Source organism: Labrys sp. Lb11 (assembly GCF_057554225.1).
Genome location: NZ_BAAJOT010000002.1, coordinates 495,464 through 509,362, shown reverse-complemented (window position 1 = coordinate 509,362; position 13,899 = coordinate 495,464). Strand labels below are relative to the sequence as shown.

The following is a 13,899-nucleotide window of genomic DNA, read 5'->3' as shown; positions in this document are numbered from 1 at the left end:
GCCGGCGCTTGTGCCCTGCCGGATCGTGGGGTGTCGTGTTGGCGACGGTAGCATGAAACCGGGACTATGGAATTATCGGCGCGGATGGTCGTCGTGGTCCCGGGCATCGAGCAGCGCCCGGGCTCGCGCCAGGACGTCGCCGGGCGCCGCGGATGCGTCGAGCCGCGTCCATCCCAGGGCACCGAGGTCGTAGTCGAGCTGGCGGCGGACCACGGCGGCGTCGGCGTCCGAGGCGTCGTCCTGCCGGGCGGCGACGCGCTCGACCAGGACCGGCGCCGGCGCTTCCAGCCAGAGGCCGAGGAAGGGGACGTCGCAGCGTTCGGCCAGCTCGGCCAGCGCCGCGCGCTCCTCGGGGCGGGCGTGGACGGCGTCGACGATCACCGACCATCCGGCCCCGAGCGCCAGCTCCGCCTTGTGCCGGAGCCGGTCCTGGACCGCCTCGCTGACGGCCGGGCGATAGGCGGCGCCCGGCAGCCGATCGGTCTCGGCGACGCCGAACATCTGCTTGCGCTGGATGTCGCTGCGCAGGTGGACGGCGCCGGGCGCGCCGCCCAGGGCCGGCGCCAGGGCGGCGGCCAGGGTGCTCTTGCCGGTGCCGGAGAGGCCGCCGACGGCGACGAGCCGCGGCGGGGCGGCATCCAGGAACGACAGGGCCACGTCGAAATAGCGCCGGGCCTCGGCGATGAGCGGCGGGCGCCCGGCCCTGTCGCCGACCCCTGCCGCGGCGGCCGCGATCTTGGCGCGCAGGGCGGCGCGGATGCTGAGGAAGAGGGGCAGGGCGCCGAGCGCCGACAGGTGCCGCTTCTCGCCGGCGGCCCACAGATAGCGGTTCAGGACGGCGTTGGCCTCGGCCCTGAGGCCGCTCTGCCACAGGTCCATCAGGAGGAAGGCGAGATCGTAGAGCACGTCGCAGGTGGCGATGCCGTCATCGAACTCCACGGCGTCGAACAGCGTCGGTACGCCGTCGATCAGCACGAGGTTGCGCAGGTGCAGGTCGCCGTGGCAGCGGCGCACGAAGCCCTGGCGGCCGCGCTCGTGCAGGCGTTCGCGGCAGGCGGCGAGGATCGCGCGCGAGCCGGCGGTGAGGCGCGCCGCCCGGTCCGCCGCGAAGATGGCCGGAGATTCGGCGAAGGCCTCCTGGTTCTGGTCGAGATAGGCGCCGAGGGCGGCGGTCGCAGCATCGCCGTCGCGCAGCGGCGCCCGCTCATGCGAGGCGAGGACGGCCCGGGTCAGGCTGCGCAGCAGCGACGGCGTCAGCCCGCCGGCCTCGGCGACACGGTCGAGGGTCAGGCTCTCGTCGAATCGGCGCATGCGCACCACCCAGTCGACGGCCGTCCCGGCGCCGCCGAGATGGAGCCCGCCGTCGCGGCGCGTCACCGCGACCGCGTCGAGGTAGATCGACGGCGCATTGGGCCGGTTGATCGCGATCTCCGCCTCGCAGGCGGCGCGGCGTTTCTCGACCGTCGAGAAGTCCATGAACGGAAAGCGGACGGCCCGCTTGAGCTTGTAGGCATGCGCCCCGGCGAGAAACACCACGGCGCCATGAGTGTCGATGCGCTTCACCGGCCCGGCGAGGCCGTGGCTGGCCGGATCGGCGAGGAAGGCGATGACGTCGGACTGGTCCGCGACCACGTGGGAGGGGGACGTATCGCGCGTCGGTGCAGCGGCAGGCGTGGGGGGCATCGGGTCCTTTCCTCGGCGGCGCATCAGGTCAACGGGGCATTCCGCCGGCCGTTCCCGTTCCGGATGATCGGCCCGCGGCGCCTGCGGCTCCAGGCGCGCAGGCTGAGCGAGGCCGTCACCCCCAGGCAGAGCATCGCCAGGACAAGCAACAGCATCATGAAGGGCGGGATCGCCATGCCGTCCAGAGCCTCGAGTCCCGACCAGTTCATGACCGCCTCCCGCATCCGAGATCGGGCGCAGGCTAGGTGGCCGGCGCTCGCCCGGCCTTGATCCGGCGCAAGGCGCGGTGCAACGACGCATGGCAGCGGCCGGCGGCTTTCCCTCGCCGGCCGCGACGGCTAGACATGCGGCGGTGTGCGGGGATGCGTCGATGAGCGCGGCGTTCGGTGCCGGAAATGCGCAATATGCGGGCCTCACGGCGGGAGCCGTGCTCGAGGCCATGACGGATCTCGCCGTCATCCTCGTCGACCCCGACGGCGTCATCCTGGCCTGGAACAGCGGCGCCGAGCGCATCACCGGCCTCGATCGCGCCGCCGCCGTCGGCCGGAACGTCTTCGAGCCTCCGGTCGCCGCGGCCGCCGGCGGCATCGGCAAGCTTGCGGCCGCCCGCGAGGCCGGCCGGGCGGAGACGCACGGCGTGCGGGTGCGCGGCGACGGCACCAGCATCGCCGTCCAGGAGACGGTCACGCCGCTGGCCGGAGCCGATGGCGGGATCGAGGGCTATGTCGTGGTGCTGCGCGACATTTCCGAGCAGGTCGCGGCCGAGGCCGGGCTGCGGGCCAGGGAAGCGCATCTGCGCTCGATCCTCGACACGGTGCCGGACGCGATGATCGTCATCGACGAGCGCGGGCTGGTGCAGTCGATGAGCGCGACGGCCGAGCGCCTGTTCGCCTACCGGGCCGACGAGGTCGTCGGCCGGAACATCAAGATGCTGATGCCGGCGCCCTACCGCGAGCAGCACGACGGCTATCTCGAGCGCTACCTCGCCACCGGCGAGCGCCGGATCATCGGCATCGGCCGGGTCGTCGTCGGCCGGCGCAAGGACGGCGCGACCTTTCCGATGGAGCTGTCGGTCGGCGAGATGCGCTCGTCGGACGTGCGCTTCTTCACCGGCTTCATCCGCGACCTGACCGAGCACCAGGAGACGGAGGCGCGCCTGCAGGAGCTGCAGTCCGAGCTCATCCACATGTCGCGCTTCACGGCGCTCGGCGAGATGGCCTCCACCCTCGCCCACGAGATCAACCAGCCGCTGACCGCCATCGCCAACTACCTCAAGGGCTGCCGGCGCCTGTTGGAGCAGAGCGCCGACCAGAATGGCCCGCTGCTGCGCGACGCGGTCAACCTCGCCGCCGACCAGGCGCTGCGCGCCGGCCAGATCATCCGGCACCTGCGCGACTTCGTCGCCCGCGGCGAGGGCGCCCACCACGTGGAGAACCTGTCGAAGCTGATCCAGGAGGCGGGGGCGCTGGCCCTGGTCGGCGCCAAGGAGAAGGGGATCCGTGTCTATTTCCGGCTGGATTCGCATATCGACCGCGTGCTGGCCGACCGCATCCAGATCCAGCAGGTGCTGCTCAACCTGATCCGCAACGCCATCGAGGCGATGGAGAGCGGCGAGCGGCGCGAGCTCGTCGTCGCGTCCCGGCCGGACGGGGACGGCCTGATCCAGGTGAGCGTCGAGGACAGCGGGCCCGGCATCGCCCCCGAGATCGCCACGCAGCTGTTCCAGCCCTTCGTCACCACGAAGCCGCACGGCATGGGCGTCGGCCTGTCGATCTGCCGCACCATCGTCGAAGCCCATGGCGGCAAGATCTGGGTCGAGGCCGGCCCGGGCGGCGGGACGATCTTCCGCTTCACGCTCCGTTCCGTCGAGGACCCAGCGCATGTCCCATGACCTCGTCGTGCACGTCGTCGACGACGATATCGCGGTCCGCCAATCGCTGGCCTTCCTGTTCGCGACCCACGACATCTCCACGCGCCTGTACGAGTCGGCCCAGGCCTTCCTCGAGGCCGCGCCGCGGGCCGCGCCGGGCTGCATCCTCACCGATATCCGCATGCCCGGCATGGACGGCCTGGAGCTGCAGCGCGAGCTCAACCGGCGCGGCAGCGCCATGCCGGTGATCGTCATCACCGGCCATGGCGACGTGTCGCTGGCCGTGGCCGCGATGAAGCAGGGCGCGGTGGACTTCATCGAGAAGCCGTTCGACGACACCGCGGTCATCGCGGCGGTGCGGGCCGCGCTGGACCGGCAGGTCCGCCGGATCGACGAGGCGGCGGAGACGGCCGCCGTGCGGATGCGCCTGGCCGGCCTGTCGGAGCGCGAGCGCCAGGTGCTGGAAGGCCTGATCGCCGGCCATCCCAACAAGACGATCGCCGCCCATCATGGCATCAGCCCGCGCACGGTGGAGATCTACCGGGCGCATCTGATGACCAAGATGCAGGCCTCCAGCCTGTCCGAGCTGGTGCGCCTGGCCATCGTCGGCGGCGTGCAGCCGGCCGACGGCGCCAGGACGAAGCCCGCTCCGGCGGATTGACACAGGTCAAGTTGCCGCAGCCTGGGACGCGCTACTGATGGCAAGCCAGTTCCGGCCCTGCTGTAGGCGTTTTCGATGCTGCCCCCGTACTCGGGTTCCATACTCGTCGTCGACGACGATGCGGCGGTCCGCCACGCCCTCAAATTCGCCCTGGAGGCGGAGGGGCTGGAGGTCCGTCTCTACGGCGGCGGCCTGGAACTGCTGGGCGAGAGCGCATTGCCGGCAAAGGGGTGCCTGGTCGTCGACTACGCCATGCCGGTGATGAACGGCATCGAGGTCGTCGACGCCTTGCGCCGCCGCCATGTCGACATGCCGGTGGTGCTGATCGCCGGCCGGGTGACGCAGGATCTGCGCCAGCGGGCGGCGAAGGCCGGAATCGGCAGGGTGCTGGAGAAGCCGCTCTCCGACGGGGCGCTGGTCGAGGCGTTGCTTCGCGCCCTGCGCACCGGGCGCGCCTGAGGCGGGCTCGCCGCCGGAAGAGTCGGTCGATGCGGGCCGATCCCGGGTTCGGGGGCGGCGGAACGCCCGCCGGAGCCCGTCCTCCTCAGGGATTCCCCTTAAGGGCCGGTCCCCAGGGGATGCCCCTTAGCGTTGAACCGGAATTTCCGGCGCCCGCATCAGGCATTAGCCAGGAACCAGCACCGTCGGCACGGGGAAGCGAGGTTCCGATGCAAGCCGTTCAGACCATCTTCAGGCCGCAGGCCGCCATTGCCCTGGCCGCCGTTCCCGCCCTCGAGGCCGGGATCGCCCGCAGCTACGCCAAGGACGCCGAGATCTATGCGGAGGGCGATCCGGCCCAGCACTACTTCAAGGTGATGTCGGGGGTGGTGCGGTCCTGCAAGATCCTCAGCGACGGCCGCCGCCAGATCGACGCCTTCTACGTCGCCGGCGACATCTTCGGCATCGAGCGCGGCGAGGAATACCGCTTCTCGGCCGAGGCGGTCGGCGAGGTGACCGTGGTGACGTATCGACGCTGCCCGCTGGACATGCTGGCGACCAGCGACAGGCCGCTGGCCCGCCAGGTCGTCGCGACGGCGCTCCTGCACCTGGAGCGGGCCCAGCAACACACCATCCTGCTCGGCCGCCGTTCGGCCGTGGAGAAGGTCGCATCCTTCCTGCTCGACATCGCCGAGCGGGTGCAGGGCGACGCCATCGAGCTGCCGATGTCGCGCAGCGACATCGCCGACTATCTCGGCCTGACCATCGAGACGGTGTCGCGCACCCTGACCCAGATGGAGCGCGACGCGATCATCGAGCTGCCGTCGGCGCGGCGCAACATCCTGCTGCGGAACAAGGCGGCGCTGCGCCGGCTGAACGCGTGAGGGGGGCGCGAGCCTGCAGGATCGATGGAGGCAGGCAATAGTCCTGCGCTGTTCCCCTATTATAATCTCCGCCCCATCAGGGAATGCCATTGATTGCTCTGCGGCTCCTGGCGGACCGTAGGGTATGCTCGATGGTGGCGAGCGATGTCGTTGTCCGAAAATTGCGTCGGATCAACGAGTAACAGGGGATGCGTATGCTGCGGGTGGACGGAGGCCGGGTCACCGATCCGGAAACGTGCTTGCCAACGGAGATCGTGGAGACCTGCGGCCAACGCGAGCAACTGGTCATTCAGTTCAGCAGGCCCGATGCCTACACCCCGGCGACCTTGCAATCATTGAACGAAGCCTGCCGATTTCTCAAGGAACGTCTCCAAGTTCGCTTTTTCAGCCACCACGGAACGCAGTTCGATGCGGCCTTGCTGCGCCATCTGCCCGAGGCACGCAACCTCGCCGTCGATTGTCTTTCCGAGATCATCCACGAAGAAGAAATCGGCCGGCTACCGAAGCTGCAACAGCTGAGTTTCGGAGTGTTCGAAATGAATCGCTCCGACTTTCTCGACACGATCAACCTTGGTCAGCTTGAGCGCCTTGTGCGGACGGAAAACCGCAAGCGGAATATCGATCTGTCGCCCCTGGCGCTATGCGAATGGCTATACGAGCTATTTATCCAGGGCCATTCGAAAGGCATTGATTCCATCACAAGCCTGTACCGGCTACGCAAGCTGACGCTCAGCGCCTACGCCAAGGCCCATCCACTCGGCTTTATCGAGGCCATTCCCGGCTTGAACGAATTGACCCTGGTCCTCGGCAGCCGCGCCGATGTCGGCGCCCTGTCGAGTGCGACCATCGAGATGCTGCAAATCCTGCGCGTGCGCGGCCTCACCACACTGGGCGAACTGTCACGCTTACCCGCGCTTTCGGCTTTGCGTATCGAGGATCAACTTCGGCTTTCGCGACTGGATCTGAGCGGGGCGAACTTGGAACGGGTGTGGTTGTTCAATTGCAAGACGTTGGCCGAATTGCCTGGGTTGGACAAGCAGGACCGACTGCGGGAGTTCCACGCTTCAGGCGTGGCACTCGATCTGGACGCCTTGCGTGACCGGAATTGGCCCTCGACCATGCGTTCTGTCAGCCTGTTTTCTGGCAGAACGAAATGGAATGATGACGCTAAGGCTTGCCTGGCTACACGAGGATTGGGCGAGAAGAGCAGTCTCTGACCGTGCAGGTTCAGGTGATTAGGTGCGCTCATAGAGACAAGGCGGCTTCAGGTCTATCGATGCGATGACCGTCGCGATCGTCCAGATTCCCAAACATCGTGCAGGTCGCTAAACCAGCAGATTCCGGTTCACGTCCTGCATCTGGTGCAGAATGCGGATGATTTCCAGCCGGTCCCCACAGTCGCGAAAATAGACCATGTGCACTCCGGCGGCGTATTTCAGGTAGTCGGTGCGCACATCGACCGGCCGGCCCCGTCTGATGTCGGAGGCCAGAGCGCGGCAGGTCTCCCGGATTTCGTCGATATAGCGGATCCGCTTGGTCCGGGCCCCAATGCTCGGCGCCGTGGTTCCAGATGTGGTCAAGGTCCGCTCCCGCTGCAGGCGAGAGGGCAAGGGCCTTCATGGGCCCTGGTGCTCGGCGCGCTTGCGGGCCTTGAAGGCCTCGAAATCGAAGGGGCGGGGTTCTCCGGACTGCTCCCCGGCAACCAAGGGCATCCTGCAGGGCCTTTACCTTGGCCTCGTGCTCCTCCAAAAGCCGCAGCCCCGCCCGCACGACGTCACTGATTGAGCCGTGGCGGCCCGTCTTCACCCGATCGTTGATGAAGCTGGCGAAGTGATCTCCGAGAGTCACGGACGTGTTGTGGGCCATCGCTGCCCCTCTCCTGCCTGTTCCCGATGAAGGGGTCCGTACCAAATGTACTACACGGTCGGGGCAGGCAAGCTTCCTCCGGAAAAGTCCGGGAACGGTCAAAAAAGCTGCATGCTATGAGACGGGTTCGCCCGGTCTCATGCGTACATCCGGTCCAGGTTCAAACCTTGCGGATGGGGCCGGGATATTCTGCGACACGTTCATCGGCGGTCAGGAGGGTGATGCCTTCAACGGTGGCTTGCGCGACCAGAAGGCGGTCAAATGGGTCCCGGTGTATTGGCGGCAAGCTGTCGATCGACACGGCGTGCTCGCTGGTGATGACCAACTCCTCATAGCCGTTATCGAGCAGCGATCGGCGCAACAAACGCGGATCGACCTGAAAATCCTCTCGGCCAAGTCTCCGCTTGATGCTGATTTCCCAAAGACTGGCGACGCTGAACAGCAACGTATTATTCGTATCGAGGATCAGGCTGCGCGCAACTTTGGACAATTGCCTGGAATCGCCCGCGGCCCATAGCAGGATATGGGTGTCGAGCAGGAATTCATCCCTCGCCGCCGAACAGCTTCTCGACCTCGGGTCCGCCCATCCGGTCGAAATCGTCAGGCATCTTGATCTGCCCCGCCATGAAGCCGAGACGGCGCATCTTCTCGCCCGTGGGCCCGCTGATCGGGATCATCTTCACCATGGGCTTGCCCGCCTTGACGATGATGAAGGATTCGCCCTGCGCCGCCCGCTCGACCAGGCGCGACAAATGCGTCTTGGCCTGATGGACATTGATCGTTTCCATCGATCGATCCTCATGGACTAAGCTCGGTTAGCCTATCGCGAGGGTCGATCGCGTTCAACAAGCGGGGGGCGCCTGACTGTGCCCTCCCGCACTCACCCCAGCAGCATGCCGGTGAGGGCGGCGAGGAACAGCGCGCCGTCATGCAGGGCGAGGGCGGCGCGTCCCGGCGCAAGCCATGCCAGCCAGACCGTCGAGGCCGTGGTGGCGAGGCACCAGCCGACGCCGACAGCGACGAGTGACCCGGCCAGCACGGCGGCATCGGCAGCGGGCGTGGCCTGCGCGACGGAGGCCGCCGCGATGAGGCCGAGGCCGCCGGCCGCCAGCGTCGCGGGGCGCAGCCGGGAGAGCAGGGCCGGCGCCGCCAGCGCCGGGACATACATGGCGACGACGTGCCAGGCGACCGTGGCCGAGACGCCGGCGAAGGACACGCCGCAGCCGGCGAGGCCTACCGGCGTCGTCGCCATCAGGTGCCCCATGCCGAACCAGGCCGCTGCCGCCAGGCCGGTGGCGAGAACCACCTCCTGCCGGCGCTGCGCCCCAGGCGGGACGGCGGCCGTGGCCGCCTCGTCCGCGGGCACGGCGCCGGGGATGCCGGCCAGCGCGACCACGTGCGCAACTGCCGCGACGAGCAGCGTGCCGGCAAAGGCGTAGGGCGCGGTCGCGGCTTCGGCGAAGCGCACCAGGCTCGGCGCGGCGAGCCCGGCCACCGCTCCGGCCGCGACGATCGCGGCGACCGCAACCGTTCCGGCCCGCCCGGCCTGCCGGGCGCCGGCATGGCGGTAGAACAGGCCGAAGCCCTGGGCGATGCCCAGCCAGAGCGCGCCGACGACCAGGGGCGCGAACTGCTGCGCCGCAACGGCCCAGGCGGCGAGCAGGCCGCCGGCAATGCCGAGGCTCGAGCCGAGGGCGAAGGCGGCGCGCCGGCCGAACCCGTCGCGCAGCAGCGAAGCCGGCAGGGTCGCCAGGGCGGCGCCGATCATCATCGCGGCGAGCGGCCAGGCGGCGAGGCCCGGGCGCGGCGCCAGCATGGCGCCGGCCAGCGGCAGGGCCGAGACGCTCAGGACCTGCGACAGCACGGCCGCGCCGAAGCCGACGGCGAGCACGGGCACCGCGGTCCGCGGCGCCGGCCCGCCGGCCTCGTCGGGCGCCAGGAACGGGCCGCACAGGCATTGGATCAGGCCCGCCCGCGCCCGGCCGGCCGAAGCTCGGTCAAGGCTGGTCACGAGGCTTCAGGTCGTCGTTGGAGAGGATGCGCACGGCAGCGCCCTCGACGTCATCATACTGGCCGGCGCGCAGCGACCAGAGGAAGGCGAAGAGGGCGGTCAGCCCCAGGGCGAGGGCGAGCGGCACGAGATAGACGAGCACGGTCATGGCGATGGGGCTCCGGCCGGTTGCAGGCGGGGCGGCAGCGCGGGCGCCGACGGCGGCTCGGCTGCCGCGGCGGCGCGCCGGGCGCGCAGGGCGTTGAGCGTCACCAGCGCCGAGGAGCCGGACATGGCGGCGGCGGCGACGAGCGGGGTGACGAGGCCTGAGATCGCCAGCGGCACGGCCACGGCGTTGTAGATCACCGCGAGCCAGAGGTTCTGCCGCATCAGCTTGCGGGCGGTGGCGGCGATCGCGACGGCATCGGCCACCGGCGCCAGGCGGTCGCCGAGGAAGACGGCGTCGGCGCGGGTCTGGGCGATGCCGGACCCGGTGATCGGCGACAGCGAGACATGGGCGGCGGCGAGCGCCGGTGCGTCGTTGATGCCGTCGCCGACCATCAGCACCTGCCGCCCCGCCGCCTGCAGCGCCTCGATGGCCGCGACCTTGTCGGCTGGCTTCTGCTCGGCCAGCCAGCCGGCGAGGCCGAGCGTCACCGCGACGCTGCGGACGGGCGCCGTCCGGTCGCCGGACAGGATGCGCACGTCGAGGCCGCGGGCGACCAGGCGCGTCACGGTGCCGACGGCGTCGGACCGGAGCATCTGGCGCAGGCGAAACACGGCGCGGGCGCCGCCATGCGAGACGGCGATGAGCGAGGCCTCGGGATCGGCGCGGGCCGCCGCCAGCGCCTCGGCCGCGGCGCCGCAGAAGGCCGGGCTGCCGAGCCGCGCCGCCTCGCCGTCGACGGGCGCTTCCACGCCCTGGCCCGCCGTCTCGACGATGCCGGGGACGGGGCGGCGATCGTCGGCCTGTCGGGCCAGCGCCGCCGCCAGCGGATGGTGGCTGGACAAGGCCAGGCGGCCCGCCAGCGTCCGCAGGGCGGGAGGGATCTCCGGCGCGTTGACGAGGCCGGCGTCGGGCAGGGTCAGGGTGCCGGTCTTGTCGAGGATGACGGTGTCGGCCTGCGACAGGCGCTCGATGGCGTCGGCGCCGTTGAGCAGCACGCCGGCACGGAACAGGGCGCCCGAGGCCACCACCTGCACGGCCGGCACGGCGAGGGCCAGGGCGCAGGGGCAGGTGATGATCAGCACGGCGACCGCGATGACGAGGGCGTCGTGCAGCGAGGCGCCGGCGAGCAGCCAGCCGACGGCGGTGGCGGTGGCCGTGACGTGGACGACCGGCGCGTAGAGGCGCGCGGCGCGGTCCGCCAGCCGGACATAGCGCGAGCGCGTCTCCCCCGCGCGGGCCAGCAGCCGTTCGATCTCGGCCAGCAGCGTGTCCTCGCCGGCGGCCGTCACCGCGACGGTGAGGGCGCCGCCATGGTTGAGCGCGCCGCCGTGGATCGCGTCGCCGACGCCGACCGGCCGGGCTGCGGTCTCGCCGGTGACGAGGCTCTCGTCGATCTCCGATGCCCCGGCCAGGATCCGGCCGTCGACCGGACAGCGGTCGCCCGGGCGGACCAGCACGCGGTCGCCCGGCCGGATCGCCGCCACCGGCACCAGCACGGCCTCGCCCCGGCCGTCGAGGCGATGGGCGACCTCCGCCTTCAGGGCCGCGAGGTTGCCGGCGACGGCGCGGGTCCTGCGGCGCATGGCGAGATCGAGGTAGCGCCCGCACAGGAGGAAGAACAGCAGCATCACGGCGCTGTCGAAATAGGCGTGCTCGGCGTGGCGCGCGGTCTCGACGACGGACATGCCGAGCGCGAGGAGGATGCCGAGCGAGATCGGCACGTCCATGTTGATCGCCCGGGCGCGAAGGCCGGCGAGGGCGCTGCGGAAGAACGGCTGGCCGGCATAGGCGGCGGCCGGCAGGGCGATCAGGGCCGACAGCCAGTGGAAGAGGTCGCGGGTCTCCGGCGTGATGTCGGTGACGTTGCCGGCCCACACCGAGACCGACAGCAGCATGATGTTCATCGCGGCGAAGCCCGCCACCGCCAGGCAGGACAGCAGCCAGCGGGCCTGGCGCGCCTCGTCCTGCTCGCCGCCGGACGGATCGATCGGGTGGGCCCGGCAGCCGATGCCGGCGAGCGCGCCGAGGATGCCCTCCGGCGCGAGCTCGCCGCGGCGCCAGCCGACCGCGAGGCGCAGATTGCCGAGGTTCAGGCGGGCGGTGAGGACGCCGGGCAGGGCCCTGACCGCCTGCTCCACCGTGTCGACGTTCCAGGGGCGGTCCCCGCGCTCGACGGCGAGCTCGATCGTGTCGACGCCGCCGTCGCGCCGCCGGACGAAATGGGAGAGGTCTAGCCCGGGGGCCATGGCGGTCACCTCAGCTCGACGCGGTTGCGCGAGCGGAACAGCTGCTCCCCGCCGCGCGTCATGTCGATCAGCACTTCCCACTGGCCGGCGGCGGCGTCGGCGGCGCCGTCATAGGTGCCCGGCCGCGTCTCCGTCAGCGGGATCGTCCGGTCCAGCCGCCCGTCGATGGGGTGATGCAGCGTCGCGGTCGCGGCGAGGCCGTTGAGGGGAGCGCCTTCGGCGTCGCGGGGCGTCAGCTCGACCGCGACCTTGCCGTCCGGCTGACGGTGGATCGAGCCTTCGACCCGCCAGTGGCGCCGATCCTGCTCGCCGGCCTGCCGGGTCTCGTTGGCGAAGGCGAGGCCGGCCTTGTAGGAGCTGCTGGTCTCGACGCCGCCGAAGGTGGAAAGGGCGAAATGCACCAGCATGGCGTTGGCGGCGAAGACGACGCCGAAGAAGGCCAGCAGGCACACCAGCACGGTGCGGCCGGTGACGCGGCTGCGGCGGGCGGCCAGGGCCTGGGGCAGGAGGGTGGGCATGGCGGCTCCTCGTCAGCGCGGTGCTTCGAAATGGTCGTCGACGGCGATGCTGCGTCCGCCGTCGACGGGCGTAATCCGGAACGTGACGGGCCGGGTGGCCGGGCCGGCGTCCGGGTGGCGCGTCACCAGCACCCGGACTTCGCGGGTGCGGTCGGGCTCGACGGCCAGGACCGGCTCGCCATCGGCCGCCGGCGCGCCGACCACCTCGACCGTCGCGTCCGGCAGGCCTTCGACGCCCAGCCGGAAGCTGCGGTCCTGCTGCGTCTTGTTGAGGATGCGCAGGGTGTAGGCGTTGCGCAGGCTGCCGTCCGACAGGCGGACATAGAGCGGGTTGCGGTCGTGCAGCACGCTGAGCCCGGCATCGCTGCGCGTGGCGAGCCCGTAGAGCATGACGCCGCCGACCAGCAGGATGAGCGCGGCATAGAAGATCGTGCGCGGCCGCACGATCCGGCGGCTCTCGGGCTTGCCTTCCATGCGCCGCCGGACGTTGAGGTCGGTGTCATAGGCGATCAGCCGGGTCGGGCGGCCGATCTTGGCCATGACCGTGTCGCAGGCGTCGATGCACAGGCCGCACTGGATGCAGTCGAGCTGCAGGCCCTTGCGGATGTCGACGCCGGTCGGGCAGACCGCGACGCACTGGGCGCAGTCGACGCAGTCGCCGGCGGGCTGGCCGAGGGCGCGCAGGGCCGCATTCTTCTTGGCCGAGCCGCGCGGCTCGCCGCGATCGTAGCGATAGGTGACGTTGAGGGCGTGCTCGTCGGTGAGGGCGGCCTGGATGCGCGGCCAGGGGCACATGTAGGTGCAGACCTGCTCGCGCATGAAGCCGGCGAGGACATAGGTGGTGAAGGTGAGGATGGCGATCCAGACATAGGCCAGCATCGGCGCCTGGCAGGTGAGGAGCTGGCCGACCAGGGTCGGGGCGTCGGCGAAGTAGAGCACCCAGGCGCCGCCGGTCCACCAGGCGATCATCAGCCAGGCCCAGTGCTTGACCAGCTTGCGGACGGTGGTCGCGACGGTCGGGCCGGCCTGCGCGTTGCGGATGCGCTCGCGCCGGTCGCCCTCGATCAGGCGCTCGACAGCGTAGAACAGGTCGGTCCACACCGTCTGCGGGCAGAGATAGCCGCACCACACCCGCCCGGCGACGGCGTTCATCAGGAACAGCGCCAGGGAGGCGAGGATGAGCAGGCCGGTGATGTAGTAGACTTCCTGCGGCCAGATCTCGATGAAGAAGAAGTAGAAGCGCCCCCCCGACAGGTCGATCAGCACGGCTTGGTCCGGCGCGCCGGGGCCGCGGTCCCAGCGCACGAAGGGCAGGGCGTAGTAGATGCCGAGCGTGATCGCCAGCACGATCCATTTCGTGGTGCGGAAGCGTCCGCGCACGCTCTGGGGATAGATTTGCCGACGCGCCTGATAGAGCGGACCGACGTCGGCCTCGTCGTCGGCGGGGTGGGGGAGGGCCATCTTCGTCCTGTCGTTCACGCGCCGCCCAAGCGCGTTCACGTGTCGCCCCGGGCGGATACCGGTTGCTGTCCTAGGCGGCGGCCGGAGCCGCCGCGTTGATCCAGGTCAACCCG

15 protein-coding genes and 1 pseudogene are annotated in these 13,899 nt (G+C 70.3%); 5 read left to right on the top strand and 11 right to left on the bottom strand.

Going from position 1 to position 13,899, the window contains the following annotated elements:
* Positions 1-72: 72 nt before the first annotated feature.
* Positions 73-1,683, bottom strand: a complete 1,611-nt coding sequence (locus AC27L4_RS07565; protein WP_487141474.1) for a bifunctional aminoglycoside phosphotransferase/ATP-binding protein — start codon at positions 1,681-1,683, stop codon at positions 73-75.
* Positions 1,684-1,706: 23 nt separating this feature from the next.
* Positions 1,707-1,892, bottom strand: coding sequence for a hypothetical protein (locus AC27L4_RS07560; protein ID WP_487141473.1), 186 nt, complete (start codon positions 1,890-1,892; stop codon positions 1,707-1,709).
* Between the two features lie 161 nt (positions 1,893-2,053).
* On the opposite strand from AC27L4_RS07560, the gene AC27L4_RS07555 reads away from it, so the two are divergent.
* From AC27L4_RS07555 to AC27L4_RS07535, 5 genes are all read left to right on the top strand, one after another.
* Positions 2,054-3,574, top strand: a complete 1,521-nt coding sequence (locus AC27L4_RS07555; protein ID WP_487141472.1) for a sensor histidine kinase — start codon at positions 2,054-2,056, stop codon at positions 3,572-3,574.
* A complete protein-coding gene (gene fixJ / locus AC27L4_RS07550; protein WP_487141471.1) occupies positions 3,564-4,214 on the top strand; it encodes a response regulator FixJ in 651 nt (216 codons plus the stop codon). Before AC27L4_RS07555 ends, fixJ begins: the two co-directional genes overlap by 11 nt.
* A 75-nt stretch (positions 4,215-4,289) precedes the next feature.
* Positions 4,290-4,673 carry a response regulator gene (locus AC27L4_RS07545; protein ID WP_487141470.1) on the top strand — a complete coding sequence of 128 codons (384 nt, stop codon included), beginning with the start codon at positions 4,290-4,292 and terminating at the stop codon, positions 4,671-4,673.
* A 209-nt stretch (positions 4,674-4,882) separates the two neighbouring features.
* Positions 4,883-5,536 (top strand): helix-turn-helix domain-containing protein, encoded by a 654-nt coding sequence (locus AC27L4_RS07540; RefSeq protein WP_487141469.1) that lies wholly within the window; start codon positions 4,883-4,885, stop codon positions 5,534-5,536.
* A gap of 194 nt (positions 5,537-5,730) precedes the next feature.
* Positions 5,731-6,753, top strand: a complete 1,023-nt coding sequence (locus AC27L4_RS07535; protein WP_487141468.1) for a hypothetical protein — start codon at positions 5,731-5,733, stop codon at positions 6,751-6,753.
* A gap of 108 nt (positions 6,754-6,861) precedes the next feature.
* On the opposite strand, the gene AC27L4_RS07530 is transcribed toward AC27L4_RS07535, so the two are convergent.
* The 9 genes and pseudogenes from AC27L4_RS07530 to ccoG all read right to left on the bottom strand — a co-directional run bounded on the left by AC27L4_RS07530 (position 6,862) and on the right by ccoG (position 13,786).
* Positions 6,862-7,116 (bottom strand): type II toxin-antitoxin system RelE/ParE family toxin, encoded by a 255-nt coding sequence (locus AC27L4_RS07530; protein WP_487141467.1) that lies wholly within the window; start codon positions 7,114-7,116, stop codon positions 6,862-6,864.
* Positions 7,117-7,152: 36 nt separating this feature from the next.
* Positions 7,153-7,402 (bottom strand): annotated as a pseudogene (locus tag AC27L4_RS07525) (type II toxin-antitoxin system ParD family antitoxin).
* A gap of 160 nt (positions 7,403-7,562) precedes the next feature.
* A complete protein-coding gene (locus tag AC27L4_RS07520; protein ID WP_487141924.1) occupies positions 7,563-7,940 on the bottom strand; it encodes a type II toxin-antitoxin system VapC family toxin in 378 nt (125 codons plus the stop codon).
* Between the two features lie 4 nt (positions 7,941-7,944).
* Positions 7,945-8,190 carry a type II toxin-antitoxin system Phd/YefM family antitoxin gene (locus AC27L4_RS07515; protein ID WP_487141466.1) on the bottom strand — a complete coding sequence of 82 codons (246 nt, stop codon included), beginning with the start codon at positions 8,188-8,190 and terminating at the stop codon, positions 7,945-7,947.
* 92 nt (positions 8,191-8,282) lie between these two features.
* The gene (locus AC27L4_RS07510; RefSeq protein WP_487141465.1) at positions 8,283-9,413 is read right to left on the bottom strand and encodes a hypothetical protein; all 1,131 of its coding nucleotides are present in this window, start codon (positions 9,411-9,413) and stop codon (positions 8,283-8,285) included.
* Positions 9,400-9,561: a cbb3-type cytochrome oxidase assembly protein CcoS gene (gene ccoS, locus AC27L4_RS07505; RefSeq protein ID WP_487141464.1), complete on the bottom strand. Its 162-nt coding sequence runs from the start codon at positions 9,559-9,561 to the stop codon at positions 9,400-9,402. The genes AC27L4_RS07510 and ccoS overlap by 14 nt, the downstream gene beginning before the upstream one ends.
* Entirely contained in the window at positions 9,558-11,807 is a 2,250-nt protein-coding gene (locus tag AC27L4_RS07500) for a copper-translocating P-type ATPase (protein ID WP_487141463.1), read from the bottom strand. The genes ccoS and AC27L4_RS07500 overlap by 4 nt, the downstream gene beginning before the upstream one ends.
* A 5-nt stretch (positions 11,808-11,812) precedes the next feature.
* Positions 11,813-12,325 (bottom strand): FixH family protein, encoded by a 513-nt coding sequence (locus tag AC27L4_RS07495; protein ID WP_487141462.1) that lies wholly within the window; start codon positions 12,323-12,325, stop codon positions 11,813-11,815.
* Positions 12,326-12,337: 12 nt separating this feature from the next.
* Positions 12,338-13,786 carry a cytochrome c oxidase accessory protein CcoG gene (gene ccoG / locus AC27L4_RS07490; RefSeq protein WP_487141461.1) on the bottom strand — a complete coding sequence of 483 codons (1,449 nt, stop codon included), beginning with the start codon at positions 13,784-13,786 and terminating at the stop codon, positions 12,338-12,340.
* Between the last annotated feature and the right edge of the window lie 113 nt (positions 13,787-13,899).